Genomic DNA, 25285 nt, shown 5'->3' on the forward strand with positions numbered 1-25285 from the left:
AATTCGGCTTTTGCGGCCTGTTGCCGATCAGGCGCAGCACAAACGGAAAGGCCCGGAAAACCGGGGCCGTGAAGCATTCCATTCAGCTCGAGAGGCTGGCGTTTACTGGTAGATGTCGCCCTTGGAGGTGACGATCACCCATTTGCCGTCGCGCTGCTCGATCGTCGCCAGGCGGCTTTCGTCGGGAAGCACCGAACCGACGCGCACGACATACATGCCCGAGGGGTCTTCGATCAGCGCCCGGCCGTTTGCGACATGCAGGAGCTTGAAGCCGGAGCTCGCCGGGAATGGCTGGTCTTCCGGGACCAGGCCCTTGTCGATTTCCTTGCCGACGCTCGAGACCGTTGCTGTCGTCAGCGGGTCGATCGGCGGTTCCGGCTTGTTCTTGACTTCGTTCTTGTTGACCATCGCCAGCGGCGACACGCTGAAGACATTGCGGGCCGGCCAGTCCGGCAGGTCGCGGGTGCGGTCGCCCTGGGCGATATTGAGGCTGAACTTGTCCTCGTTGAAGAAGACGTACCAAGGGAAGATCGCGGCAGCGCCGGCGAGCGCGAGACCGGTCACGGTCAGCACGCGGTCGAGCATCAGCGACTTGCGCTTCTCATCGGATTTCAGCGGAGCAATGCGCTCGTCGTCGTCTTCAAACCCGGTCACGTCTAACCTCTTTTGGGTGCAGGCTGGTTGGGCGGGGCTGCCCCAGCCTTGAGCGCAGCCGCGAGATCAGCAAAGGCATCTGCCGACGCCGATTCGCCCGGCGACTGTTTCAAAACATCGTAAATAATTGGTACCTGCTTGACCGCCATGTCCAAATCCGGGTCAGCACCCGGGCGGTAACCGCCGATCAGGCGAAGGTCGCGCGTCTCTTCAAAACGGTGGATCAGCGACTTCAGGCGCGAGACCAGCTTCTCCTGATCCGGCGTCCAGGCCTTGCGGGCGAGACGCGAGATCGAGGCCAGCGGATCGATCGGCGGATAGCGCCCCTCTTCCGCCAGGCTGCGCTGCAGAACGAGGTGGCCGTCGAGAATACCGCGGGTGGAGTCGGCGATCGGATCGTTGTGATTGTCGCCATCGACGAGGATGGAGATGATCGCGGTGATCGTGCCCGTGCCTTCGGGGCCCGGACCGGCGCGCTCCAGAAGACGCGGCAATTCGGTGAAGACCGAGGCCGGATAGCCGCGGGCGATCGGCGGCTCACCGGACGCCGTCGCGACCTCGCGGATGGCGTGGGCGAAGCGGGTGACGCTGTCGACGATCAGCAGGACGTTCTGGCCCTGGTCGCGGAAATATTCGGCGATCGTTACCGCCGTCAGCGGCGCCATCTTGCGCAGCATCGGGCTTTCATCGCTGGTGGCGACGACGGCGATCGACTTTTTCATGTTTTCACCGAGCGTATCCTCGATGAATTCGCGCACTTCACGGCCGCGTTCGCCGACCAGCGCAATCACCACCTTGTCGAAGGCATCGGCCATGGCGAGCATCGACAAGAGCGTCGACTTGCCGACGCCGGAGCCGGCGAAGATGCCGAGGCGCTGGCCGTGGCAGAGCGGCGAGAAGATATCGACGGCGCGAACGCCCGTCTTGAAGCCCTTGTCGACGCGGCGGCGTGTCATCGACGGCGGGGCGGTATTGGAGATCGAACGGCGATCGAGACCTTCGACAACCGGGCCTAGGCCATCGATCGGCTCGCAGAGCGAGTTGATCGTGCGGCCGCACCAGCTTTCGGAGGGCGAAATGCGGAAGGCGCCCTTGCGAATAACCGTGTCGTGGATGCCGATCGGCTCACCGGGCTCGATGGGGCAGACATAGGCGAGATCCGGCTCGACGCGAACGACTTCGCCGAGATGGATACCTGTTGCCGACTTGTGGGCGACGAATTCGCCGAGGCGGACATGCCGGGAAAGGCCTGTCACGGTGTAGTGGCCCGCCGCGATCGTCTGCACATGACCGCCATGGGCGACGGAGAATTCCGGCTTGCTGTAGCGGTCGACGAGCGATGCGAGGTGGCCAAGCTTCGGCGAAAGCGCGCCTTCGGTGAGCGGTGTCTGGCTCATGTCTCAGACCCTTCCGCTTAGCGGCTGCCGCCCAGCGTCTTGATCGCTTCGCCGAAGGAGTTTTCGCTATCCGTCGTCAGCGAGGCGATGCTTTCGAAGGCGCGGTTGACTTCGATCAGCTGGGTGATTTCGCGCATGGCGTTGACGTTGGAGTTTTCGAGATAACCCTGCTCGACGCCGATATTGAAGCGGTCGGTGACGGTGCGCGGCGTTTCCGTGGTCATGACGCCGCTGTTTTCGTAGCGGAGATAGCCCTTGGAGATATCGGCTTCGAAGAGGCCGATGGAGCCAACCTGGCGACCGCCCTGATAGATATTGCCGTCAGCGCCGACCTTCGGCTCGCCGCCAGCCGTGTTGAGAATGATCGGCGCGCCGCCGGCGTCGAGGACCGGATAGCCGCGAACCGACACGAGCTCGCCCGTATCCTTCATAGTGAAGCGGCCGTCCTTGGTGAGGACCTGACCGGCCGGAGTATCGAGCGAGAACCAGGCGTCGCCCTTGATCGCGAAATCCAGCATGTTGCCGGTGTGCTGCAGTTCGCCCGTCTCGTTGGAGAGATAGTCGTTGCCCTGCGAAACGAAGGCGACCTTGGCGTTCAGCTTGTTGTCGGTATTGCTGAGGATCTGGTTGAACTTCACTTCCGTGCCGCGGAAGCCCGTCGTGTTCACGTTTGCCATGTTGTCCGCGATGGTCGTCAAACGCTTTTCAAGTGCCATCTGTGACGACAGAGAAACATAAAGACCGGACTGCATCGGGGTAAGCTCCTGGCATTGGCGATGAACGGGACGAAAGCCGGGTTCCTTGTCGTTCGACGACGGCTTCCGCTGAGGCGGCATCTCAGAAACGGGCGAGATTCGCCCATTCGTCATCTCCAATTTGACGGCAATTCCTTGTGCGAAGCTGGCACGCAGAAAACCGGTTTCTGCGGCCTGCCGTCAGCCTGACGCAAGCCAGCAACCCTATCCCTTCCGGTGAAAATAACGATCAGGTGTGACTGACGATGAATATCATTATCGGATTTGTGATTACGCTCGGCTGCATCATCGGCAGCTTCATGGCCATGGGTGGCCATCTCGAGGCACTATTTCAGCCGTTCGAGCTCGTTATCATCGGCGGCGCCGGTCTCGGCAGCTTCATCATGGGTAACCCGATGAAGGTGGTGAAGGACTCGGGCAAGGCGCTCGGCGAAGCCTTCAAGCACACCGTTCCGAAGGAGCGCAACTATCTCGACACGCTCGGCGTTCTCTATTCGCTGATGCGCGACCTGCGCACCAAGTCGCGCAACGAGATCGAAGCGCATATCGACAATCCGGCCGAATCCTCGATCTTCCAGACCGCTCCGACGGTTCTGAAGAACAAGGAACTGACGGCCTTCATCTGCGACTACGTTCGCCTGATCATCATCGGCAATGCCCGCTCCCACGAGATCGAGGCGCTGATGGACGAAGAAATCAACACCATCCTGCACGACAAGCTGAAGCCCTACCACGCCATCCAGACCATGGGTGACGCCTTCCCGGCTATCGGTATCGTCGCGGCCGTTCTCGGCGTTATCAAGGCCATGGCGCACATCAACGACTCGCCTGAAGTCCTCGGTCACCTGATCGGCTCGGCTCTCGTCGGCACCTTCCTCGGTATTCTTCTCTCTTACTGCGTCTGCTCGCCGATCTGCTCGCAGATCAAGATCGTTCGCTCCAAGCAGCACCGCCTCTACGTCATCGTGAAGCAGACGCTGCTGGCCTACATGAACGGCTCGGTACCGCAGGTTGCTCTCGAATACGGCCGCAAGACGATCTCCGCTTACGAGCGTCCGTCGATCGACGCGGTCGAACAGGAAATGATGAACCCGGGTGGCGAGAACAAGGCGGCCTAAGCGACCATGAACAACGTTGCACTAGAGAATCCGGCAATGAATGCCGCACTGCTGGCCAAGCTTACTGGCCGTCTCGGCGACAAGGCTACAATCGAAAAACTCTGTGCCGCATTCGCGGACGTCTACATCGAATTCATGCCGGACATGTTCAAGAGCGAGACCGGCCTCGACGTGACGATCGCCTATCTCGGCTGCGATTCCGGATACAAGAACGACCTGATTGCCGATCTCGGCGCCAACTCGACGCTGGTCGATGCGACGCTGCGCAACTGGTCCCAGGATATCACGCTTGCCTGCGGCAACGGCTTCGTCATCACGCTGATGGAAAGCCTGCTGGGTGCGGCACCCGAAACGATCGAGCCGCCGGCCGACCGCCTGCTTTCGGCGATCGAACTCGAACTTGCGGTCATGGTGTTCGACAAGATTGCCGGCGTGCTGCGCTCTGCGGTCAACGCGCCTGGTGGCTTCGAGCCTGCACTCGAACTGCCGCACGCGCTGGAGAACCGCCCGAAGCCTGCCGACGACAAGGCGGATGAATTTGGCGCGGCGATCAACATGTCGATCACGCTTGCCGGCATCACCTCGGAATTCTCGCTGATCGTGCTGCAGCAGGCCCTGCTGAAGACGCAGATTTCGGCGCCGAAGGCGAAGAGCCAGGCCTCGAAGTCGGCCGCCTGGACGGAGCAGATCAGCGAGCAGGTTCGCCGCTCGCAGGTGACGCTCGAAGCCAAGATCCGCCTGCAGGACCTGACGCTGCGCACGATCTCCAAGCTTGCCGCCGGCGATGTCATCCCTTTCCGCGATTCCGGCGATGTCCGGGTCGAGGTCAGCGCCAACAGCAAGGAATTGTATGTGTGCGAGTTTGGGCGTTCCGGCGAGAATTACACGGTCCGGGTCAAGGATACGATGAGCTCGGACGACGAGCTGATCCGCCACTTAATGAATTAATCGGTTCCCGCCATTTCGCTGCCACGGCAGCTTGAGGCAAGTTTCAACTGGAATAGTGATTTCATGGCTACGAAGAAAACACAGCAGAACGACGATCTGTCATTGGAGCTTCCGGGCAACGAGGCTGACCTCGATCAGGCGATCGATGATCTTCGCGGTGTCCTGAAGCAGGATTCCGAAGGCGGTCTCCCGGAATTCGGCGGCGACGCCGATGCATTCAGCACCGGTACCGACCTTTCGACCTTCGGCGACTTCGGTGGTGACGACGATGCCGGTGCGGCCTTTGGCGGCGGTGACTTCGGCGGCAGCTCGGATTTCGGTGATACCGGTTTCCAGGCAGGCTCCGGCGAACCTGCTCCGCTCGGCAGCGCGCTGTCTTCGAATTTCGAACTGATCATGGACATTCCGATCGACGTCCAGATCATGCTCGGCAGCAGCCGCATGCAGGTTTCCGGCCTGATGAACCTCAACGAGGGCGCCACGATCGCGCTCGACAAGAGGATCGGCGAGCCGGTAGATATCATGGTGAATGGCCGCAAGATTGCACGCGGCGAAATCACCGTTCTGGAAAATGACGACACGCGTTTCGGCGTAAAACTGATAGAAGTTTTAAGTACCAAAAAAGCCTGATCCCGGTTTTAGGGACGGAGAGGTTAGACCATGATGGACTTTGACGATTTCAGCGGCGCTATTGCCGGGAAACCGTTGACCCAGGCTGAAAAGGCAGCGGCTGTACTCCTCGCTATGGGGAAGGGAGTCGCTGGCCGGCTGTTGAAATATTTTACGCAGGCTGAGTTGCAGACGATCATCTCTTCGGCACAGGCCCTTCGTGCTATTCCGCCGGATGAATTGCTTGGCCTCGTCGCTGAATTTGAAGACCTGTTTACCGAAGGCGCTGGCCTTATGGACAACGCCAAAGCCATCGAGAGCATTCTCGAGGAAGGCCTGACGCCTGACGAAGTTGATAGCCTGCTCGGCCGCCGTACGGCCTTCCAGGCCTATGAGACGTCGATCTGGGATCGCCTCGGCGAAGGCGACCCGGCCTTCATCGGTAAGTTCCTGCTGCGCGAACATCCGCAGACCATCGCCTACATCCTGTCCATGATGCCGTCGTCCTTCGGCGCCAAGGTGCTGATGCAGCTGCCCGACAGCCGCCGTGCCGACATCATGAACCGTACGGTCAACCTGAAGTCCGTCAGCCCGAAGGCGGCGCAGATCATCGAGAAGCAGGTCATGACGCTGCTTGCCGAGATCGATGCCGAGAAGAATTCGAGCGGCTCGAACAAGGTCGCCGAACTGATGAACGAGATGGACAAGCCGCAAGTCGATACGCTGCTCACCTCGCTCGAATCGATCAGCCGCGAAGCGGTCAACAAGGTTCGCCCGAAGATCTTCCTCTTCGAAGATCTGCTCCTCATGCCGCAGCGCAGCCGCGTCATGTTGCTCAACGACATTTCGGCAGACATTCTCACGATGGCGCTGCGTGGCGCCTCTGCCGAAATTCGCGAATCGGTTCTCGCTTCGATCAGCCCGCGCCAGCGCCGCATGATCGAATCGGATCTGCAGAGCGGTACGACGGGTATCAACCCGCGCGAGATCGCTATTGCCCGCCGCGCCGTCGCTCAGGAAGCGATTCGCCTGGCAAATTCGGGCCAGATCCAGCTCAAGGAGACCGAGGGCGAGCCAGCGGCGGCGGCATAAGCCACCGCAGCTGTTGACAATTATCTCCTCCCGGCGCCGCGCGGTTGATCGCCATGCGCCGGGAGACTACCCTTTCCCTGTCGGGCCGCGCTCTGTCGCGGCCTTTTCCGTTCAGGGAGTGCCGTTCACTTGGCTGATGAAGACAAGGACAGCAAAACAGAAGACCCGACAGGCAAAAAACTGTCGGATGCCGCCGAGAAAGGTAATACCCCCTTCTCGCGAGAGGTGCCGATCTTTGCCACGGTTCTCGCCACCTACGTCTATCTGACCTTCTACCTGCCCGACGGCATCAGCACCGTCAGCGAGCAGCTGCGCGACATTTTCGAGCAGCCGGACCAGTGGAAGATCGAGACCGGCCCGGATGCCATGTCTCTCTTCGTGCATCTCGGCTGGGTCAGCGCGGTATTGCTGACGCCCGCCATGCTGCTGTTCATGTGCTTCGGGCTGATCGCCTCGCTCAGCCAGAACCTTCCGAGCGTCGTCTTGGAGCGTATCCGCCCGCAGTTTTCACGGCTGTCGCCGGCCAAGGGTTTCGCGCGCATGTTCAGCGTGCCCGGCCTGATCGAATTCGGCAAATCGCTGTTCAAGGTCGTCGTCGTGGGCCTCATCATGTTCTTCGTGCTGAAGAGCGAATATTTCAGCTCGATCGATTCGATGTTCTCCGACCCGCAGACCTTCTTCGAGCGGGCGATGACGATCATGCGCAAGATCGTGCTGATCGTGCTGTTTGCCACCGCCTTCGTGGCGATCGCCGACTTCTTCTGGACCCGCCATCACTGGTTCAGCGAGTTGAAGATGACGCGCCACGAAGTGAAGGAAGAAAACAAGCAGTCGCAGGGTGACCCCTTCGTCAAGGGCCGCCAGCGCTCGCTGATGCGCGACCGCGCCCGCCGCCGCATGATCGCCAATGTCGAGCGCGCAACGCTAGTCATCGCCAACCCGACGCACTTTGCCGTGGCGCTGCGCTACGTGCGCGAGGAAAACGACGCGCCGATCGTCATTGCCAAGGGCCAGGACCTCATTGCGTTGAAAATCAGAGAGATAGCCGAGAAGCAAGGAATCCCCGTTTTCGAAGATCCGCCGCTTGCACGCTCCATGTTTGCGCAAGTCTCGATAGATAGTGTCATCCCGTCAGTCTTCTACAAGGCCGTCGCGGAGCTCATCCACCGGGTGTACGCCGCACAAGCCAAGAACAAGCGGGTCAGATAAACAGCATGAAGAAGTGCCCCTACTCCTCGCAGCGTGAAAGAATTCTAGCTGAGGCGATCAGCCCGGTTGCGACGGAGCTTCGGCTTCTGGACGCATCCGACCTGATTTCGCTGCTGCGATTCGAGTATTACGGCAATCTCGCCGATCTGGTGGCTTCCGCTGCCGAGCTTTTCTTCCATCCGGGCACCGTCAATTTCGGCCTGGGCGGCAATTATACGCTGGAATGGGGCGGCAAGCCGGAAGTAGTGCTCGATCTCGAGATCAAGCCGCGCGGCGTCACCGTCTATGCGCAGCTGACGCTCGCCGAAGACGTCGCCGGCATCGAGATCAATCACATCGCTTTCCAGGATCCGTCTGCGGATCCGGACGAGAACACCGCTTTCCTCGAGAACGCGCTGCGCGAAGCACGCTACAACGTGCGTCCGTCCTACCCGGCCTTCGCCGGCTGATCATTTTCGAAATTCAGTGCTGAAGCCCGGCTGGTTCTCCCGCCGGGCTTTCTGCTCTCAGCTGATGTAGCCGAGGCGGATCGCCTTGGCGATCGCCTGGATGCGGTTGACCGAATCCAGCTTGATGGTCGCCGAGCCGAGATAGGCATTGACCGTGTGAACCGAGAGGCCGAGCTTGTCGGCGATCTCTTCGCTGATACGGCCGTCGCCGGCGAGCTGCAGGCAGGCGATCTCGCGCTCGCTCAGCGCTTCCGATGCGGCCGCGCGGCGCTCGTCGAGCGACAGCAGGTCCATCATGATATGGCTGCTGCGGCCGTGGAGCTCGATGATCGTATCGCTGCCGGGTTCCATGTAGTCGCCGGTAAAGACGACGTAGCCGTTGCCGTTGGCGCCGAGGCGCACCGGGAAGGCCATGCCCGAGAACGGCAGCACGCCGTCCTTCAGGCGCGTCAGGAAGGGCGCGAATGCTGCCGGGCCAGGAGCGGCCCTGTCGTGGCCTCCAGCCCATGTCAGCGGTAACAGAGACTTGTCGATATGTTCGAGCAGGAACTCGCCGTAAGCGTCGACAAAGGCCTTTGCGGCGTTGCTGGACGGTCCCCAATTCTCGAGCTCGCAGACGAGGCGCTGCTTGGCCGGAACGCCGGAGCCGCTGACCCGGAAGACACCGAAATTCTGCGCGTCAGCCAGCTTCTGCATGGCGACGAGGCGCGGGAAGAGATCGGAGCGGCTGGAAACCCTGCTGACCCGCATCGACCGTATGTCGGTATTTCCCATCGTTCTGGTTGACGGCTGCCCCATGTAACCCCTCTCAGACCAGACTGTTCCTGACCGCAAATGCAATCGCTTCAGACCGCGTCTTGGTAGCAGTCTTACGCATCACGCTTGTGATGTAGTTGTTGATTGTGTTGCGCGAGATGCCGAGGATCATGGCGATCTCGTCGCTGGTCTTGCCCTCGGCAATCCAGAACAGGCACTCGAGCTCGCGCTCGGTCAGTTCGAAGTCGCGGTCGGCCTTGGTGCCGCCGCAGCGCAGGAAGCTGGCGAAATAGCCGGCCAGCAGACCGACGTCGCGCAGGCGCTCCGGAGAAAGAATGAAGCCGTCGTCGAAGAGGAACATCAGCGATAGGCGCGAACGGCCGACGTTGAACGACAGCGTGCAATACTGGCGGCTCGCGCCATCCGGCACATCGGCATTGTCGGGCAGCAGCGAGAAGCTCGGCTGGAAGAGCTGCATGCACTTCTCAAGCTCGGTCGTGCGCGAATAACCGCTGACGAGCGCACCGGCCAGATCCTTGACCAGATCGAAGGGCCAGTCGGAGGAAACGATGAAATCCAGGCCGTCTTCCTGAACCAGGTCGGAACGGGCGAGCAGGTAATGGGAGGCGCCGACGTAATCTGTCAGGGTGCGCATCGCAGGTTGCAAACGGCCGGTATCCGCGATCTCGCCGAGCTGCTTGATCAACTCGTCCCGCGAACACAGACTAGACGCCTGAAGGCCAATAAAATTCGCCGTTTGATTTTCGCCCTTAAGCGACTGCAATATATGCATATCCATAGGCAGCGTCCTGCGGCTCAAAACCAATCTTTGCAAAAGCACTAACTGCGCAGGTTCAACTCCGGCCCGCGGCAACCCTTACACGAATCACCAAAGCCTAGGCGAAGCGCTCCAAATCGCCATCTCCGAGTTCTGGGGATTTACTGTTGCCGCATTCCGTGCGCTGATTCGCACGCAGAGGTCGCTCGATTAATTTCTAGTAAAGCTAAATTGATTCTCTCTGTTCCGCAACACAATTCGCGCCATGCGCGAGGCAAGAACAGTCAATATTGCATCAGCATATCTAATGTATATCGCCAAGTGTCGATATTGATCAGCAATATTACGATGATTATCGGAAAATGTACTTAATGAACAACTAGATAATCGTTTAAGCAATTCCTGTGTATTTCCTTTTTTCGTTCAATCGAGAGTATATGTTTCGCCTGGGGATTAAGGCCATTTTGCCACAATCGGACAAAATGCGTTTTCTTTGTGCCAGCTAATCATTCCCCCAAAAAAGGTCAGTCAAGTTGACGGATCGCCGGGCCGCTCCAGAGGCCTATTCCAGGCAAAGAAAAAGGCCGGTTGCCCGGCCTTTGTTCGTTACGCGGCGTGATCGACCGCCCATTTTCTGAGGATTTTCGCAGCGCGCTCCTCGTTGATTTCGACCATTCGAGACAGCTTGCGTTCCGGGCCTTCCTTGACGCGGCGATTGAAGTTGCCGTCGTCGTCGCCGAGGCTGAGAAGGTCCTCGGTGCTGTCGAAGCCGAAGTCCGAGCCGAAGCCGTCCATGAGCGCTCCGCCTGCCCCGCCGCCTGCTGCTGCCGGAGCGAAGTCGGGCAGTTCGAGGCCGGCCGATTCCGACGAGCTGTCGCCGAGGATGCCTGCGCCGGCACCACCGCCACCGATCGAGCGCACCAGAGGACGCATGCCCATCCAGACCACGATGAAGGCAACACCCAGGAAGGCGAGCGAGTTGATGATGGTCGCAAGGTTGCGGCTCAGCATGTCGAGAACGCGGGGGCCGCTGGTGGTATCGTCGAGAAGCTGGTTCTCGAGGAAGTCCATGGCGGTGACCGTCACGACGTCGCCGCGGCTGGCGTCGATGCCGGCGGCCGAGGAGACGATGCTCTTCATCTCGGCAAGGTAGGCGTCGATCTTAGCCTGGTCTGCGGGCTCGCCGACCATCTTGGCGATACGGCCCTTGTTGACGACAACGGCGATGGAGAGCTTTTCCATCTTGTAGCTGTTGCGCGTCGTGGCCGTCGTCTTGCTGTTGATTTCGTAGTTGGTCTGCTCTTCCTTCTTGTCGGACTTGTCTTCCGACTGAGGACCGGCAGCGCCACCAGCTTCAGGAGCGGCCTGGGGAACGTTCTGCTCGACGGTCGTGGCGTTGTCAGACTGCTTCTGCGACGACTGGTTGGCTTCCTTGGTAGTGCGAACCGAACGCTCGACCTTGGATTCCGGATCGTAGGTGGTTTCCTGGATCTGCTGAGCGTCGGTGTTGAGGCTCGCCGTCACGCTGGAGCGGAAGTTATCCATACCGAGGAAGGGTGCGAGAGCCTTGTCGATATTGGATTCAACTTCCTGCTGGACGTTCTGCACGATGCCGAGAGAACGATTAAGCGTGTTGTTGCCGGCTTCGTCGCCGGAAGCGAGCAGCTGGCCGGTCGAATCGAGAATCGTGACGTCATCGACATCGAGCCCCGGCACAGCCGAGGCGACCAGGTGGCGGATGGAGCTTGCAGCGCTTCGCCCCGTGGCGGCGCTCGCTCTGATCATGACCGATGCTGTCGGCTTCTGCTCTGCTTTGCGGAAGTTGCCGACTTCGGGCATGACGATGTGAACGCGGGCGGCGTTGATGCCCGAGATCGACTGGATGGTGCGACCGATTTCACCTTCAAGCGCGCGAACGCGAGTGACTTCCTGCATGAACGACGTCAAGCCGAGGGAGCCGACCTTGTCGAAAAGCTCGTAACCGGCATTAGCGCTGTTCGGCAGGCCGCGTTCTGCAAGAAGCAGACGGGCCTTGCCGGTCATGCCAGCCGGTACGGTGATGCTGGAACCGTCGGTACCAACCTCGAATGCCATGTTGTTTTCGGCAAGCGCCATGCTGATCTGGTTGAGGTCAGGGCTGTCGAGGCCGACGTAAAGGGTTTCCTGGGCAGGCTTATTAACAAAAAGGGCCGCAGCCAAAACAATTGCTATTGAAAGAACACCCACACCCGCAAGCGCCAGCAGGCGGGTCCGGCCTAGCGAACCGAGGTTCTTCATGACCTGAACTAATTGATTTAACAGATTCATTCTGTTCTCGCACGATCCGTCAAAGACAAAACAGGCTTATTGCCTCATTCCTTGATAGAGACCGAAACTTGTGCGAGCGTTTCGTCAGGGCATGCTTGAAAAGCAGGGATCAGAAAAAGTCGAAGTCGCCTGCTGCCTTGCTGAGAGGCTGGGAATGACCATGCCGCGTGGCTCCGCCAAGGGCCTTCTGCATTTCTGCAAGCTTGACCAGGCTCAGGGCCGTTGCGACGTCGACTGTCCAGTTCTGCGGGATTTCGCCGGTGATCGTGTCGATGAATTCGGCGAGGCCGCGGGTCTTCTGGACGGCAAGGTCGATGCCCTGCATGACCTTCATGCTGTCGGGCGCATTGAGGATATCGGCACCGCCGATTTCGAGAAGCTGGGGTTCGATGCGTTCGATCAAGTAGGCAACGTCATGCAGCTCGGAAACGATGCGCATCAGGAGGTCGGGCAGAGCCTCCAACGGCGAGGGCGGTTCGATGGGGGCATTAAAAGTCATATAAAAATCCTCAAACTCAGAAAAATTCGATACTATTTTCAACAGGTTTGGCAGGCGCGACCGGACGCTGCTCGAGGGCAACGGTCTTCTGCGTCTCGGCGCCGGTAAGCGGATATTGACGGGCCCGGCCGGAGACCGGCCAGAATTCCAGCTTGCGGCCGTGATCCCCGCCGGTGCTGGAGCCGACAACGGGGATCCCTTCATCCCTCAGGAACTGCGCGGCGAAAGCGGCGTTCTGTTCGCCGACATTGGAGAAGGTCGAGATCGTCTTCGCCCCGCCAAAGATCTTGGCCTCGAGGCGGTCGCGGCGCGCGCCCTGCTTCAGAAGGCCGTTGATCAGCAGTTCCATCAGATGCACGCCGTAGCGCGTGGCATCCCCGCCGGTCATCGGCGTATTGCCGGTTCCCGGCAGAAGGAAATGGTTCATGCCGCCCACTCCTGCCACGGGATCCCGCAGGCAAGCAGCCACGCACGAGCCAAGAATGGTCGTCAGAACCGCATTCGGATCATTCAGGACTTTCCATTCTCCCTGGATGATGTGGACACGGCGGGCTGCTGCCTCGATTGTCATTTCAGTGCTCCGAACACGGCTTCGATAGCCGCTTTCATCTTTTCGATGGTGAAGGGCTTGGCAAGCACGTTGTTGGCGCCGAGTTGAGCGGCCTTCGTAACCAGCGCGCGGTCGCCCTGCGCGGTCAGGATGATGAAGGCGGCCTTCTTCGTTGCCGGGTTGGTGCGCACGGCCTGGAGCAGACCGAGGCCGTCCATCTTCGGCATGTTGAAGTCCGAGATGACCAGGTGGTGGGGCTGCTGGGCCATGATCTTCATGCCCTGTTCGCCGTCACCCGCAGAGGTGATCTGCTTGAAACCGAGCTGGGTCAGCGCATCGCTGAGCAGCAGGCGGCTGGTGACCTGATCGTCAACAATCAGAACCTTAATTTTCTCCGCTATCGACATTATTCTGTCCCTTCCTTTCGGGCGGCTGTCATTTTCAAGATTTCCTCGCCGATGGCATTCAGTGGCAGCTGATGCTCAACGGCTCCAAGCTCGTAGGCAACACGGGGCATGCCGTAGACCACGCAGGTCTTCTCGTTCTGTCCGATGGTGCGTGCGCCCGCATGGCGCATCTTCAGCAGGCCAGCCGCGCCATCGCGGCCCATCCCTGTGAGTATCACGCCGACCGAGTTGCGGCCGGCAAGTTCCGCGACGGAATCAAACAGCACATCGACCGAAGGACGGTGGCCATTGACGGGGTCACGCTCGACAAGCCTGCAGTGCGGCGCCGAGACATTGGCGACCTGCAGGTGTCGTTCACCTCCTGGTGCCAGATAAATCTTGCCAATTTCCAAACGAGCCCCGTCCCTCGCCTCTTCGACCACAGGGGCGCAGAGGCGATTCAGCCGTTCGGCGAAGCTTTTGGTGAAGGTCGGCGGCATATGCTGGGTGATAACCGTCGGCGGGCAATTGGCCGGAAACTTCTGCAGAACCGCGATCAGAGCCTCGACACCGCCGGTCGACGAACCGATCGCGACGATCTTGCGGCCGACCCGGAAATCGGCGACCGCGGGCGGCGCAACAGGCGCTGCGGCCGGGCGCTGGGTGAACTGGCGCTGCGTGCGGGCGGCAGCCTTGACCTTTTCGGCGAGATCGCCGAACGGGCGGAGATCGCCCGGAGCCGGTTTGCCGATGCAATCGAAGGCACCGATTTCGAGGGCTGCGAGGCTTGCCTCGGCGCCGCGATGGGTCAGCGTCGACACCATGATCACGGGCATCGGGCGCAGGCGCATGATCTTCTCGAGGAAATCGAGGCCGTTCATGTTCGGCATCTCGATATCGAGGGTCACGACGTCAGGGTTCAGCTTCTTGATCGCTTCGCGCGCTTCGAGCGCGTCGCCAGCCTGGCCGATGACGGTTACGTCGGGATCGGCGCTCAGAACTGCGGTGATCAGGCCGCGCATGGTCGGCGAGTCATCGACGACGAGTACCCTTGCAGGTGCGCTCATGCCTTCCTCCCGACGCCCTTGGTCGTATAGCGGTAGGTGGTGATGCCGATATTGTCGAAGACGTTCTTGGCATCGCCCGAGACGCGCTCGGAATGACCGATATAGAGGTGCCCGCCTTCCGGCAGCAGCTCGGCGAAGCGCGACCAGATCTTCATCTGTGTCGGCTCGTCGAAATAGATGACGACGTTGCGGCAGAAGATCACGTCGAACTTGCCCTTGAACGGCCACTGCGCCATCAGGTTCAGTTCGTTGTAGGTGATCAGGCGCTTGACGCGATCGTCGACCTGGAACTTGCGGCGCCCCTGGATCTCGACTTCCGAGAACCACTGCTTGCGCATCTGCGGCGACACGGTTTCCAGAGCGCTCTCGTCATAGGCGCCCTGCCGGGCGATCGCCAGGATCTTCGGGTCGATGTCGGTCGCCAGAATCTTGAAATCGTAATCGGCGACATTCGGCATCTGCGACAGCACGGTCAATGCGATCGAATAGGGCTCCTGGCCATCCGACGAAGCGGCCGACCAAATGCGCACGCGGCCGCCCATCTTGGCGCGGTGCAGAAGTTCCGGCAGCACCTGATCGCGCAGGTGATCGAAGTGATGGTTTTCGCGGAAGAAGCGCGTGAAGTTGGTCGTCAGGTGCGACAGCATCTCGCGGCGCGGTGCGGCACCGGCCGGCGAAGCCACCAGCGAACAGTATTCGCGGAAGCCGGACAAACCGAGATTGCGGATGTGCTTCGACAGACGCGAATAGACCAGCGAGGCCTTCGTCTCGTTGAGGAAAATCCCCGCGTCCGAATAGATCATGGCGGCGATCTCCGAGAGGTCGCGGCGGGTCAGCGGATATTCGCCGCTCGCCAGAACCTCGTCGGGGCTTCCCTGCCGCACATCTTTTGCACTCATGACACTCATGCAGCTTCGCTTTCAGCTTCCGGGAAGAGGGCTTCGAGTTCGATCAGGCAGATCATCCGCTTGTCGATCGACAGGATGCCGCGGGCAAACTGACGCTGGATATCGGATGCGATTTCCGGGGTCGGCTGGATATGCTGCTCGGTCACCGTGAGGATATCCGAGACAGCATCGACCAGCAGACCGACGACCTTCCGCTTGACCTGCGCCACGATGATGACGTGGCGCGGGGTCGGTTCGGCCGCCTTCATTCCAAGGCGGGCCGACAGATCGATGATCGGCAGGACCGCGCCGCGGAGGTTGATGACGCCGATGACATAGGCAGGCGCATGCGGCATGGGCGTTGCAGGCGTCCAGCCGCGAATTTCGCGCACCGCCATGATATTCACGCAAAATTCCTGGTCACCGATGCGGAAAGCGATGAGCTCGCTATCCCCATGGTTCAGATTTTTTACGCCGTACGACATCGTCTTATCCTACCGCTGCCAGGGAGATTTCCTGCTTCAAGGCCTGGCCGCGCGAGGCGCCGACCACCGCATCGACGTCGAGGATGAGCGCCACGCGCCCGTCGCCGAGGATCGTTGCAGCCGCGATACCCGGAACGTGGGTATAGTTGGCTTCGAGGCTCTTGATGACGACCTGACGCTGACCCTGGATGGCATCGACCATCAGAGCGCGCTGACCGCCGCCTTCGGATTCCACCAGCAGGGCAACGCCTTCGACCGGGTTTGCCTGGGTTGCGCGGAAGTTCAGGATCCGCCCGACATCCACCAGCGGGCAGAAGGAGTTACGGATCGAGATCAGGCGATGGCTCGCACCGAAGGAGTGGATCGCGGAGGCTTCCGGCTGGAGCGTCTCGACGATCGCCGTCAGCGGCACGACCAGCGTCTGGCCGGCAACCGTGACGACCATGCCGTCGAGGACGGCGAGCGTCAGCGGCAGGCTCATCGTGAAGACCGAACCCTGGCCCGGCTTCGAGGTGATGTTGATACGGCCGCCGAGTGCCTGGATCGAGCGCTTGACGACGTCCATGCCGACGCCGCGGCCCGAGATGTCGGAGATCTTGTCGGCCGTGGAGAAGCCCGGCAGGAAGATCAGGTTGTCGATTTCTTCATCCGACAGGTTGGCATCGGCCGGGATCAGCTCGTTGGCGATTGCCTTCTGCTTGACCTTTTCGCGGTTGATGCCGGCGCCGTCGTCGGCGAGTTCGATCAGGATGCGGCCCGAACGATGCTTTGCAGTGAGGCGGACGGTGCCTTCGGCGCTCTTGCCGGCGGCTGCGCGTCTTTCCGGCGATTCGATGCCGTGGTCGACGGCGTTTCGGATCATATGCGTCAGCGGTTCGGCGATCTTGTCGATAACCGTCTTGTCGACTTCGGTGTTCTCACCTTCGGTGATCAGGCGGATCGACTTGCCGGTCATGTCGGCGATTTCGCGAACGATACGCGACATACGCTGGAAGACCGGCTTTACCGGCTGCGCGCGGATCGCCATGACCGAGTCCTGGATCTCGCGGGTGAGCTGCTGCAGCTCTTCGAGGCCCATGTTGATCGAGGACGTACCGGTCGTGTCGTTTTCGATGACGCTCTGCGAGAGCATCGCCTGGTTGATGACAAGCTCGCCGACGAGGTTGATCAGGCGGTCGACGCGATCGAGATCGACGCGGATCGTCTGGCCTGCGCTGTTGGCAGCAGCATTGTTCTGGGCTGCTGCGGCAGCAGCGGCACTGGCGGCAGCAGCCGATTCCTTCTTCTCGACACGGGCAGCGGCAGCGGCCATCTGCGTGACGTTGGAAGCGGTCTCAGCGGCAGCAACGGCTGCGGCAACATCCGACTTTGCGGGCTCGACCGGTGCTTCAGGCGCATCGTCGAGGGCCGAGAGATCGAACGGAACCGGGATCATCGGCAGCTCTTCGTTCGAAGCTTCCGCGGACTTGGCGTCCTCGACCGGCGTCACGGTCAGTTCGCAATCCCATTCGGCAAATTCGAAGACGGTGCGGATGGCGTCTTCACCCTTGTCCGTCTTGAGCGTGACATTCCAGAAGAAATAGGCAGCTTCCGGATCGATCTCGTCGAGGCCGACGAGCGCGTCCATGTTGCAGTAGATGCTCATCTCGCCGAGGCGGGAGAGATCGCGCAGCAGCAGCGTTGCGTCGTTACCCTTGGAATAGAGGTCCGAGCGCGGCTTGAAGGTGATCTCGTAGGCCGGCAGATCGGAACCGGCTTCTTCTTCATCGCCGAAATCGCCGAAGGAGAAGGGGATCGGCTGGAAACCGCTATCATCGGTCGGAGCCGGGGCTGCGGCAACGGGTGCCGCGGCCGGAGCAGGCTTTGCAGCCGCTTTCGGTGCGGGCGCTTCGGCGGCAGCCGACGACGACGGCATTTCGCCGTGTGCCAGAGCCTCGAGCTCCTTCACCAGGCCGCGGCTGCGGCTTTCATCGATGCTGCCGCCATCGCGGGCAGCATTCGTCAAGTCGGCCAGAACGTCGGCCGACTTCAGCATGACCTTCAGGACGTCCTGATTAGGCTCAAGCTTGTTGGAACGAACGCAATCAAGTGTGGTCTCGAATACATGGGCGAAAGCGACGAGATCATCCAGACCGAAGGCGCCAGCGCCGCCCTTGATCGAATGGACGGCACGGAACACCGCGTTGACGGTTTCCGGATCACGATCGCCATCATTCATTTTCATGAGACCGGATTCCAGTTCGGCGAGCTGCTCCTCGCACTCCTGGAAAAAGATCTCTTTGATTTCGTTCATATCCATAGGAGAAATTCCTGGGTTTAAGCGGTTACACGCTCAATGGCATCTATCAGCTTGGCAGGGTCGAAAGGCTTTACGATCCAGCCCGTCGCACCGGCCTGGCGGGCACGGTTCTTCTTTTCGGCATCGCTCTCGGTGGTCAGCACCAGGATCGGGATCGCGCGGTACTTTTCGTTGCGGCGAACACCTTCGATGAAGCCGAAACCGTCGAGACGCGGCATGTTGATGTCGGTCACGATGACGTCAGGGTTCGACTCTTCGAGAACTTCGAGGCCCTCGACACCATCTTCCGCCTGGATCGTCTCGAAGCCCGCATTGTTGAGCGTCACGAGAAGCATGTTTCGGATCGTCCGTGAATCATCCACGGTAAGCACTTTTTTCTTCATTGCCGGATCTCCTTGGCAAGCAGGTGGTCTATATCGACGCCGACCAGCTGCATGGTTTTTTCGAATGCATCAGACACTTTCGAGAACTTGAAAGACTGCTTGTCCTGATCCCAGGTCTTTTCCGCAGCCATCAGCACCTGTGCGCAGAGGCCACCAACACGCTCGACGCCCGATGCATCGATGACGATGTCGCTGCCGCGCATGGAAAGAAGCTTGTCGCGGAGTGCTGTCGCTTCATTGAGATCGAGTACCGCTGCAAGATTAAGCGTCTTGCCGCTCTTCTTCGCTGCCATCAGCCTGTCCTTGTCCCCTTGTGTCCAACCCGCAAAAGCGAGCGGACCTCATATTCCGATAGGTTAGTAAACATTCCGTCCTCCGAAGCTTGCTGCGGGGCGGGAAAAGTCGAAATCTTCGTTGTCGAACTGCTCGTCGAGTGTCACCGGCTGGGCGGCGATCTCGACGCGCGGCGCTGCTGCGCGAACCGGTTCGCGGCGCGCCGGCTGGGCGTTTTCGCGGGCGATGCGGAATTCGCGGATCGTCTGGCCGAGTTCGAGAATGACGGTGTGCAGATGATCGGCACCATCGGCCGAATGGCGGGCTGCATTGGCATTGGCTGCGACACCGGCGCTCAGGCTCTTCACCTCGCCGGTGACTGCATCGAGGCTTGCGGCATGCTCGCCGGTATTGACGGCAATCGCGGCGATCGCCTCGTTGATGCCGGTGACCTGGCGGACGATGCTGCCGATCGAATCCTGGGTGCGGCCGACCATCTGGACGCCGGCATCGACCTGCGCCTTGGTGGTCGTCACCAGCGTCTTGATCTCGCGGGCGGCATCTGCCGAGCGCTGCGCCAGAGCGCGGACTTCCTGAGCGACGACGGCAAAGCCGCGGCCGGATTCACCGGCGCGGGCAGCCTCGATACCGGCGTTCAGCGCCAGAAGGTTGGTCTGGAAGGCGATCTCGTCGATGGCGCCGATGATCTGGCCGATCTTCTCCGCCGACTGCTCGATATCGGCCATGGCGGTGATCGCCCGGCCGACGACGGCGCCGCTCTCTTCGGCCGCAACGCGCGTCGAAGCGGCGGCCTGTTCGGCGGCGCGGCTTCCCGTCGCCCCCTGACGAACGCTTTCGGCGATCGCCTGCAGCGCAGCAGCCGAGGACTGCAGCTCGCCGGCATGACCGGCGGCGTGACCCGCAAAGTTCTTCGACGCCTCGGAAAGCGAGCGCGTCGACTGCTCTGCCTTCTGGGTGCGATCGGAGATCCCTACGAATTCTGCCTGGACGGCGTCGAGCGCGGCGTTGAGGGCCGCGGCAAGTTCCGCATGGGCGCCATCGGCCTCGACGGGAGCGCGAACCGTAAGGTCGCGGGCGGCAAGACCATCGATGACGTCGCCGAAGATGCAGGCGATATCTGCCTTGTCCTTCTCGCGCTGCTCGGAGAGCACGCGGCCCTGCGATGCGCGCAGGGCATTGAAGCGGAGCGAAACAGCGATTTCGACATCGACCATCACGAGGCGGATGATCGCCGTCATCATCTCGCTGATTTCCTTGGCGCGCCGCTTGGCGCCCGGAAGCAGCGGCTTGCCGGCGAGATCACTCGCGAGACCGGAGATGATATGCTCGAGCATGACGCCGTGGCCGGCGACGTGCCAGCGCGGGTCGAGGCCCATCTTGCTCTGCGTATCGGAGAGAACCTTGACGCGCTCGGCATAGAGGCTGTCGAAGCGCGCATCCGTCAGCACATCCCAGTGCGAGGATTGCAGATCGTGCAGCCGGTCGAGCTGGCGGTCGTTCTGGAAATTGCTGGCAGCGTCCGGAAATGCCTGGAAACGCTGGAAAAGATCGCGGAGACCGCTCTTCAGCTCGGTTTCGAGCAGCGGGCGGTGGCGGCGAACAAGCTCGCATTGCGCGGCATCTAGGCCGGCAAAACGCAGGCGATCACGGAGGCTGCCTGCCTGCGCGCCCTTGGCCTGATCTGATGGCATATCCTGCCGCAATGCCTATCCCCAACCACATCCGGACCTGGTCCGGTGAAAAACCGTTTTGCTCCATCCGACGAGCACAATGCAGGGAAGCGGCCTTCAGCCTCCGGCAGTATGGCCGGAAGACAGGCGTCTCCCATCAACAGAAATCTGTTTCGGAAAAGAGTGGATACCGGATCGAGCCGGTACGGCGGGACGGCGTCATGCCTGGTGGGAACGAGCAACATTTCCCATTCCGACGTGTAACGCCATGTTTATGGTTAATTCCTTGCTTGAAGGTTAATGCGCTTTTTAATCAACGCAGCCGCCGAAAGCATTTTTGGAGCAACAAATGAAATAGTCCCAAGGAGTTGCAGGCGCGCTACAAGTCCTGCGCAAGCTTTGTGTTATATCGCACCCTTAAGACATGACATGATGTCGTTAAGGATAGAGCAATGATTGTTCTCGGATTGGGATCCTGCCTCATCGCAATTGCCACTTTGGCAGCCGTCGCCCTGCTCGACCAGATCGAAGCACGCCGCGGCAGCATCGACCTTCGGGTTCTCTGAAAAGCCTTTGACTGCGGCATAGTGCGGCTTTGTGAGCCGCCCTTGTTGGCAGCCTTGCTTCGCTGATGTATGGCAGGCGCCTTAACCAGCGGAAGTTCTATATGTCTGCCAGAACCGGCCTTTTCATCATTCTTGCCGTCACCTTGTGGCGCATCGTGACGCTGCATTTCGACACGACGGATTTCTTTGTCGACGAGGCGCAATACTGGTTCTGGTCGCAAAATCTCGACTTCGGCTACTATTCCAAGCCGCCGATGATCGCCTGGTTCATCCGGGCGATGACCGATATTGCCGGTTCGACCGATATTTTCTGGGTGCGCCTCTGCGGACCGATCGTTCACGCCGCGACCGCTTTCCTGCTGATGAAGCTCGCCAAGCGCGTTGTCGGACCCGAGGTCGAGGGATGGACGGGCGCCATCTATGTGACGATGCCCGCGGTTGCCCTTTCGTCGGTGTTCTTCTCGACCGATGTCGTGCTGCTGTTCTTCATGACGATCGGACTCTGGGCCTATGCCGGCCTGACGAAGAAGTCCTCGATCGGGCTCGCGCTGCTGATGGGTGCCGCCTTCGGCTGCTCGTTCCTGTCGAAATACGCGATCCTCTTCGTCGTGCCCGGCGGATTGATTGCGCTGCTCTTCGTGCCTGCAGCGCGCATTGCCTGGCGCGATTTCTTCATTTCCGTCGTCACGGCGCTGATCTTCGCTTCGCCGAACCTCTGGTGGAACTTCACGCATGACGCGACCACGGTTCGCCACACCGAGGACATCGCCAAGTGGGACCAGATGAAACTGGATTTCGCCGGCGCTGCGGAATTCTTCGCTGCGCAGTTCGGCGTCGTCGGCCCGATCATCTTCTTCGCAATGCTCTGGGCCGGATGGCGGATGATCCGGGGCCGGAGTGGAGAAACGGAAAAGCTGCTTGTCTGGTTCTCGCTGCCGGTGGTGTTCCTGATCACCCTTCAGGCATTCGTCGCCAAGGCAGAGGCCAACTGGGGCGTGACGGCCTATGTGGCCGGGACCGTGCTTGCCGTGACCGTTCTTTCGCGCCTCTGGCCGAAGGGCCTCAACATCTCGCTGATCATCGGCGCTGTCGCCAGCATCCTCTTCCCGCTGGCTACGATCTTCGCGCATGAACTCGTGTTACCCGGCGGCAACGAGATCATGAAGCGCTATCTCGGCCGGGCCGAAATCAGCCGCGAAGCCGCCGTGCTTGCCAAGCAGGCCGGGACCGCGACGATCGTCACCGACAACCGCGATTTCGTTGCCGACATGTTCCACACGCTGCGCAACGAGCCGGTAAAGATCTATGCCCGGGCGCCGGTCGATCTGCCGAACAGCTATTACGAGCAGAACTTCGCCCTGCCCGCGGGTTCGCAGGAGCCGGTGCTTTTCGTCAGCCGCAACGAATTTACCTGCACCACCGGCACGGCCGAGCTGGTGAAGAGCTGGCAGCCGGCCGACGGTTACTATCGCGGCAAGGACGTCTACGCCTACAAGATGCCGGGTAGCTGCCTCGACCGGCAGCGCTAGGCAGGCGCTTGCGGGGGCAGGCAGAGACCGGTCCCCGCGCCTTCCACATCGACGAATCTCACGCCGCCTTCCTCGAAGGCGAGGCGCAGCTGTGCCTCGGTCGCACGGTGGATTTCGTGGTGCCGGCCTTCATAGTCGCGTATCGTACTGCGTGAGACGGCGGCCTTGTCGGCAAGGTCGCTCTGCGTCCAATCGAGCAAACCTCGGGCAGCGCGGCATAAAGCAGGCGTCAGAATTGTTTCTTTAGCGCCTTGACCCATGATTTCAAGTCACCCATATTGGTCAACATAAGCCATATATGTCATGTTTTGAACGGGAATACCAGATCGGGAGATTGCGATGCCGCACGACACACCTTTGATTTCGACAATCGTCGGAGGTCTCGTGCTGGCGTTTATCTTCGGCGCCATCGCCAATAGGCTGAAGCTGCCGCCGCTGGTGGGCTATCTGCTCGCCGGTATTCTCGTCGGGCCACATACGCCCGGCTACGTCGCTGACCAGAATCTCGCTCCCGAACTCGCCGAAATCGGCGTCATCCTGCTGATGTTCGGCGTCGGCCTGCATTTTTCTCTCAAGGATCTCCTTTCCGTCCGCGGCATCGCGGTGCCCGGCGCGATCGTGCAGATCGGCTTTGCGACGTTGCTTGGCTGGGGTCTCGGCTGGCTGATGGGCTGGCCGACGGGCGGCAGCCTGGTCTTCGGCCTTGCGCTGTCGGTCGCCTCGACCGTCGTGCTTCTGAAGGCCTTGCAGGAGCGGCGCCTCGTCGAGACGGAGCGCGGCAAGATCGCCGTCGGCTGGCTGATCGTCGAAGACCTTGCCATGGTTCTGGCACTCGTTCTGATCCCGGCGGCTGCCAGCATCGGCGGTGGCGAGCATGCGACGGTCGAGCCGCTCTCGGCTGGTCTGAACCGCCTGCTCGGCCTCGACCTCGGCATCGGCGGCATCATCGGCATGACGCTGGTCAAGGTGGCGCTGTTCGTGGCGCTGATGCTGATCTTCGGCCGCAAGTTGATCCCCTGGACGATGCATCGCATCGCCCATACCGGTTCTCGCGAACTCTTCCGCCTCGGCGTCCTCGCCATCGCGCTCGGCGTTGCCTTCGGCGCCTCGAAGATGTTCGGCGTCTCGCTGGCGCTCGGTGCCTTCTTCGCCGGCATGGTTCTCGCCGAAAGCGAGCTCAGCCACCGCGCCGCGCAGGAAAGCCTGCCGCTGCGCGATGCCTTCGCGGTTCTCTTCTTCGTTTCGGTCGGCATGCTGTTCGACCCGAACATTCTGATCGAGAAGCCGCTGCCGGTTCTCGCCACCGTCTTCATCATCGTCATCGGCAAGTCGGTCGCCGCCTTGCTGATCGTGCTGCTGTTCAGGAAATCGGTGGGCACGGCGCTGACGATTTCGGCGAGCCTTGGTCAGATCGGCGAATTCTCCTTCATCCTCGCGGCGCTTGGCGTCGATCTCGGCCTGTTGCCGGAAGAAGGACGCGATCTCATCCTCGCCGGTGCGATCATCTCGATCATTCTCAACCCGGCGCTGTTTTATCTCTGCGATCGCATCAAGCCCCTCCTGGAGCGCCCGAAGCGCGAGGAGCCAGCGGCAGAGGAGTCCCAGGAGTCCGCCCCCGTCGAGCCTATCCAGCCGGAGGAGGACGACATCCAGCCGACGTCCCTGTCCGGCCATGTGATCCTCGTCGGCCATGGCCGCGTGGGCAGCATCGTCGGACAGAACCTGAAATCGTCTGGCACCCCGTTCCTGGTCATCGAAGATTCCGAAAAGCGCATCGAAGAGCTCTCGGCCCAGGGCGTCGAGACGGTGCTCGGCAACGCAGCAGCGCGAGAGGTGCTGGATCTCGCCAATCTCAACGGCGCCCGCAGCCTGGTCATCGCCATTCCGAATGCCTTTGAGGCGTGCCACGTGGCGGAGCTCGGCCGTACGGTCAACCCCTCGATTCTGATCGTCGCGCGGGCGCATTCGGATGCCGAGGTGGAAGAACTCAAGCAATATGGCGCCGATACCGTGATCATGGGCGAGCGAGAAATCGCCATGGGGATGGTTGACCGGCTCGCTCAAGTGCATCATGACAGACCAGCCTATGAAGATGGGCCGGAGACTGATACAATTCCGCCCGCGGCCACAGAGCCGCCGGAGAAAGAATGACGGGTTTTTGCGCTTTTGAGCCGGTTTGAGAGCGAGATCGCAGGACATGACGAGGGAATGCCGGATGCGCGCCGCCTGAGCGCTCGCATCGCCGTTTCCCTCTTGCTTGCCGTCTTCGCTTATCTCGGCCTGCTTTTCGGCGGCAACCTGGTTATTGGCCCCGACTCCCAGAGCAATAATGCGCTGAGCGCGCCCGGCAAGGAAAGCCAGCCGCTGCAGCTGACGGCGCGTGAAGCCGTGCGCGGGCTGCTTGCCACCGAGCGCAAGATCGCGCCGAAACAGACACTGCACGATTCCGATGCCGCGGCCCTGCCGCTGCTTGCGCATCTCGCATTCGCCGAATGGCCAGCACCTGCGCCTGCAGGCATCGCCGATACGGTCATCCGGCCTGCCGCCCCGGCGGCCCATCAGCCCCGCGCACCGCCGGTCGCCTGATTTTCCGCGCCC

The 25285-nt window shown here is 60.9% G+C and carries 26 protein-coding genes; 9 read left to right on the plus strand and 17 right to left on the minus strand.

Annotated features, from left to right (window positions below):
• Positions 1-102: 102 nt before the first annotated feature.
• The 3 genes from F2982_RS06320 to flgF are packed head-to-tail and all read right to left on the minus strand — an operon-like array spanning position 103 to position 2803.
• Positions 103-654, minus strand: coding sequence for a flagellar protein (locus tag F2982_RS06320; RefSeq protein ID WP_199626183.1), 552 nt, complete (start codon positions 652-654; stop codon positions 103-105).
• Positions 655-656: 2 nt separating this feature from the next.
• A complete protein-coding gene (fliI, locus tag F2982_RS06325) occupies positions 657-2051 on the minus strand; it encodes a flagellar protein export ATPase FliI (protein ID WP_112713310.1) in 1395 nt (464 codons plus the stop codon).
• 17 nt (positions 2052-2068) lie between these two features.
• Complete coding sequence (gene flgF / locus F2982_RS06330; protein ID WP_112714354.1) at positions 2069-2803, minus strand: flagellar basal-body rod protein FlgF; 735 nt, start codon at positions 2801-2803, stop codon at positions 2069-2071.
• Positions 2804-3051: 248 nt separating this feature from the next.
• Between flgF and motA the strand changes: the two genes are divergently transcribed.
• The 6 genes from motA to F2982_RS06360 all read left to right on the plus strand — a co-directional run bounded on the left by motA (position 3052) and on the right by F2982_RS06360 (position 8231).
• Positions 3052-3924: a flagellar motor stator protein MotA gene (motA, locus tag F2982_RS06335; protein ID WP_112713312.1), complete on the plus strand. Its 873-nt coding sequence runs from the start codon at positions 3052-3054 to the stop codon at positions 3922-3924.
• Between the two features lie 6 nt (positions 3925-3930).
• Positions 3931-4872, plus strand: a complete 942-nt coding sequence (locus F2982_RS06340; RefSeq protein ID WP_112713314.1) for a FliM/FliN family flagellar motor switch protein — start codon at positions 3931-3933, stop codon at positions 4870-4872.
• 63 nt (positions 4873-4935) lie between these two features.
• Positions 4936-5502: a flagellar motor switch protein FliN gene (fliN, locus tag F2982_RS06345; RefSeq protein WP_112713316.1), complete on the plus strand. Its 567-nt coding sequence runs from the start codon at positions 4936-4938 to the stop codon at positions 5500-5502.
• Between the two features lie 30 nt (positions 5503-5532).
• Positions 5533-6573, plus strand: a complete 1041-nt coding sequence (gene fliG / locus F2982_RS06350; RefSeq protein WP_112713318.1) for a flagellar motor switch protein FliG — start codon at positions 5533-5535, stop codon at positions 6571-6573.
• 129 nt (positions 6574-6702) lie between these two features.
• Positions 6703-7782: a flagellar biosynthesis protein FlhB gene (flhB, locus tag F2982_RS06355; protein WP_112713320.1), complete on the plus strand. Its 1080-nt coding sequence runs from the start codon at positions 6703-6705 to the stop codon at positions 7780-7782.
• Between the two features lie 5 nt (positions 7783-7787).
• Complete coding sequence (locus tag F2982_RS06360) at positions 7788-8231, plus strand: hypothetical protein (protein ID WP_112713322.1); 444 nt, start codon at positions 7788-7790, stop codon at positions 8229-8231.
• Between the two features lie 57 nt (positions 8232-8288).
• Here F2982_RS06360 and F2982_RS06365 read toward each other — a convergent pair whose 3' ends face one another.
• From F2982_RS06365 to F2982_RS06425, 13 genes are all read right to left on the minus strand, one after another.
• On the minus strand, positions 8289-9029 hold the full coding sequence (locus F2982_RS06365) for a helix-turn-helix transcriptional regulator (protein WP_112713324.1): 741 nt from the start codon (positions 9027-9029) through the stop codon (positions 8289-8291).
• A gap of 10 nt (positions 9030-9039) precedes the next feature.
• Entirely contained in the window at positions 9040-9786 is a 747-nt protein-coding gene (locus F2982_RS06370; protein ID WP_112713326.1) for a helix-turn-helix transcriptional regulator, read from the minus strand.
• Between the two features lie 585 nt (positions 9787-10371).
• The gene (gene fliF, locus F2982_RS06375; protein WP_112713328.1) at positions 10372-12072 is read right to left on the minus strand and encodes a flagellar basal-body MS-ring/collar protein FliF; all 1701 of its coding nucleotides are present in this window, start codon (positions 12070-12072) and stop codon (positions 10372-10374) included.
• A gap of 109 nt (positions 12073-12181) precedes the next feature.
• Positions 12182-12571: a hypothetical protein gene (locus F2982_RS06380; protein WP_112713330.1), complete on the minus strand. Its 390-nt coding sequence runs from the start codon at positions 12569-12571 to the stop codon at positions 12182-12184.
• Positions 12572-12587: 16 nt separating this feature from the next.
• Positions 12588-13142, minus strand: coding sequence for a chemoreceptor glutamine deamidase CheD (gene cheD / locus F2982_RS06385; protein WP_112713332.1), 555 nt, complete (start codon positions 13140-13142; stop codon positions 12588-12590).
• Positions 13139-13528 (minus strand): response regulator, encoded by a 390-nt coding sequence (locus F2982_RS06390; RefSeq protein WP_112713334.1) that lies wholly within the window; start codon positions 13526-13528, stop codon positions 13139-13141. Before F2982_RS06390 ends, cheD begins: the two co-directional genes overlap by 4 nt.
• Positions 13528-14574 (minus strand): protein-glutamate O-methylesterase CheB, encoded by a 1047-nt coding sequence (cheB, locus tag F2982_RS06395; protein ID WP_112713336.1) that lies wholly within the window; start codon positions 14572-14574, stop codon positions 13528-13530. Before cheB ends, F2982_RS06390 begins: the two co-directional genes overlap by 1 nt.
• A complete protein-coding gene (cheR, locus tag F2982_RS06400; RefSeq protein ID WP_112713338.1) occupies positions 14571-15482 on the minus strand; it encodes a protein-glutamate O-methyltransferase CheR in 912 nt (303 codons plus the stop codon). Before cheR ends, cheB begins: the two co-directional genes overlap by 4 nt.
• Positions 15479-15946, minus strand: coding sequence for a chemotaxis protein CheW (locus F2982_RS06405; RefSeq protein WP_112713340.1), 468 nt, complete (start codon positions 15944-15946; stop codon positions 15479-15481). The genes cheR and F2982_RS06405 overlap by 4 nt, the downstream gene beginning before the upstream one ends.
• 4 nt (positions 15947-15950) lie before the next feature.
• Positions 15951-18245, minus strand: a complete 2295-nt coding sequence (locus tag F2982_RS06410; protein WP_203429583.1) for a chemotaxis protein CheA — start codon at positions 18243-18245, stop codon at positions 15951-15953.
• A 17-nt stretch (positions 18246-18262) separates the two neighbouring features.
• Positions 18263-18628, minus strand: a complete 366-nt coding sequence (gene cheY1, locus F2982_RS06415; protein ID WP_003570362.1) for a chemotaxis response regulator CheY1 — start codon at positions 18626-18628, stop codon at positions 18263-18265.
• Positions 18625-18921, minus strand: coding sequence for an STAS domain-containing protein (locus F2982_RS06420; protein ID WP_112713344.1), 297 nt, complete (start codon positions 18919-18921; stop codon positions 18625-18627). The genes cheY1 and F2982_RS06420 overlap by 4 nt, the downstream gene beginning before the upstream one ends.
• 63 nt (positions 18922-18984) lie before the next feature.
• Complete coding sequence (locus F2982_RS06425; protein WP_203429584.1) at positions 18985-20613, minus strand: globin-coupled sensor protein; 1629 nt, start codon at positions 20611-20613, stop codon at positions 18985-18987.
• A gap of 646 nt (positions 20614-21259) precedes the next feature.
• Between F2982_RS06425 and F2982_RS06430 the strand changes: the two genes are divergently transcribed.
• The gene (locus F2982_RS06430) at positions 21260-22687 is read left to right on the plus strand and encodes a glycosyltransferase family 39 protein (RefSeq protein ID WP_203429585.1); all 1428 of its coding nucleotides are present in this window, start codon (positions 21260-21262) and stop codon (positions 22685-22687) included.
• On the opposite strand, the gene F2982_RS06435 is transcribed toward F2982_RS06430, so the two are convergent.
• Positions 22684-22947, minus strand: a complete 264-nt coding sequence (locus F2982_RS06435) for a helix-turn-helix transcriptional regulator (protein WP_112713350.1) — start codon at positions 22945-22947, stop codon at positions 22684-22686. The two genes, F2982_RS06430 and F2982_RS06435, sit on opposite strands and share 4 nt — an antisense overlap.
• A 79-nt stretch (positions 22948-23026) precedes the next feature.
• Here F2982_RS06435 and ybaL point away from each other — a divergent pair, with 79 nt between their 5' ends.
• Entirely contained in the window at positions 23027-24838 is a 1812-nt protein-coding gene (gene ybaL / locus F2982_RS06440) for a YbaL family putative K(+) efflux transporter (protein WP_203429586.1), read from the plus strand.
• 57 nt (positions 24839-24895) lie between these two features.
• A complete protein-coding gene (locus tag F2982_RS06445) occupies positions 24896-25273 on the plus strand; it encodes a hypothetical protein (protein ID WP_203429587.1) in 378 nt (125 codons plus the stop codon).
• Positions 25274-25285 lie beyond the last annotated feature (12 nt).

Origin of the sequence: Rhizobium sp. BG4 (genome assembly GCF_016864575.1) — a bacterium.
Taxonomy (GTDB): Bacteria; Pseudomonadota; Alphaproteobacteria; order Rhizobiales; family Rhizobiaceae; genus Rhizobium.

What these genes read in the sequence shown, in the direction of transcription:
- F2982_RS06390 (WP_112713334.1), bottom strand. Translation starts at nt 13,528, where the DNA reads ATGTCGATAGCGGAGAAAATTAAGGTTCTGATTGTTGACGATCAGGTC.
- F2982_RS06420 (WP_112713344.1), bottom strand. Translation starts at nt 18,921, where the DNA reads ATGGCAGCGAAGAAGAGCGGCAAGACGCTTAATCTTGCAGCGGTACTC.
- cheY1 (WP_003570362.1), bottom strand. Translation starts at nt 18,628, where the DNA reads ATGAAGAAAAAAGTGCTTACCGTGGATGATTCACGGACGATCCGAAAC.
- F2982_RS06370 (WP_112713326.1), bottom strand. Translation starts at nt 9,786, where the DNA reads ATGGATATGCATATATTGCAGTCGCTTAAGGGCGAAAATCAAACGGCG.
- F2982_RS06430 (WP_203429585.1), top strand. Translation starts at nt 21,260, where the DNA reads ATGTCTGCCAGAACCGGCCTTTTCATCATTCTTGCCGTCACCTTGTGG.
- F2982_RS06435 (WP_112713350.1), bottom strand. Translation starts at nt 22,947, where the DNA reads ATGGGTCAAGGCGCTAAAGAAACAATTCTGACGCCTGCTTTATGCCGC.
- fliF (WP_112713328.1), bottom strand. Translation starts at nt 12,072, where the DNA reads ATGAATCTGTTAAATCAATTAGTTCAGGTCATGAAGAACCTCGGTTCG.
- cheR (WP_112713338.1), bottom strand. Translation starts at nt 15,482, where the DNA reads ATGAGTGTCATGAGTGCAAAAGATGTGCGGCAGGGAAGCCCCGACGAG.
- F2982_RS06445 (WP_203429587.1), top strand. Translation starts at nt 24,896, where the DNA reads ATGCCGGATGCGCGCCGCCTGAGCGCTCGCATCGCCGTTTCCCTCTTG.
- fliN (WP_112713316.1), top strand. Translation starts at nt 4,936, where the DNA reads ATGGCTACGAAGAAAACACAGCAGAACGACGATCTGTCATTGGAGCTT.
- F2982_RS06410 (WP_203429583.1), bottom strand. Translation starts at nt 18,245, where the DNA reads ATGGATATGAACGAAATCAAAGAGATCTTTTTCCAGGAGTGCGAGGAG.
- F2982_RS06380 (WP_112713330.1), bottom strand. Translation starts at nt 12,571, where the DNA reads ATGACTTTTAATGCCCCCATCGAACCGCCCTCGCCGTTGGAGGCTCTG.
- F2982_RS06360 (WP_112713322.1), top strand. Translation starts at nt 7,788, where the DNA reads ATGAAGAAGTGCCCCTACTCCTCGCAGCGTGAAAGAATTCTAGCTGAG.
- ybaL (WP_203429586.1), top strand. Translation starts at nt 23,027, where the DNA reads ATGCCGCACGACACACCTTTGATTTCGACAATCGTCGGAGGTCTCGTG.
- fliI (WP_112713310.1), bottom strand. Translation starts at nt 2,051, where the DNA reads ATGAGCCAGACACCGCTCACCGAAGGCGCGCTTTCGCCGAAGCTTGGC.
- F2982_RS06340 (WP_112713314.1), top strand. Translation starts at nt 3,931, where the DNA reads ATGAACAACGTTGCACTAGAGAATCCGGCAATGAATGCCGCACTGCTG.
- fliG (WP_112713318.1), top strand. Translation starts at nt 5,533, where the DNA reads ATGATGGACTTTGACGATTTCAGCGGCGCTATTGCCGGGAAACCGTTG.
- F2982_RS06405 (WP_112713340.1), bottom strand. Translation starts at nt 15,946, where the DNA reads ATGTCGTACGGCGTAAAAAATCTGAACCATGGGGATAGCGAGCTCATC.
- flgF (WP_112714354.1), bottom strand. Translation starts at nt 2,803, where the DNA reads ATGCAGTCCGGTCTTTATGTTTCTCTGTCGTCACAGATGGCACTTGAA.
- cheB (WP_112713336.1), bottom strand. Translation starts at nt 14,574, where the DNA reads ATGAGCGCACCTGCAAGGGTACTCGTCGTCGATGACTCGCCGACCATG.
- F2982_RS06365 (WP_112713324.1), bottom strand. Translation starts at nt 9,029, where the DNA reads ATGGGGCAGCCGTCAACCAGAACGATGGGAAATACCGACATACGGTCG.
- F2982_RS06425 (WP_203429584.1), bottom strand. Translation starts at nt 20,613, where the DNA reads ATGCCATCAGATCAGGCCAAGGGCGCGCAGGCAGGCAGCCTCCGTGAT.
- cheD (WP_112713332.1), bottom strand. Translation starts at nt 13,142, where the DNA reads ATGACAATCGAGGCAGCAGCCCGCCGTGTCCACATCATCCAGGGAGAA.
- motA (WP_112713312.1), top strand. Translation starts at nt 3,052, where the DNA reads ATGAATATCATTATCGGATTTGTGATTACGCTCGGCTGCATCATCGGC.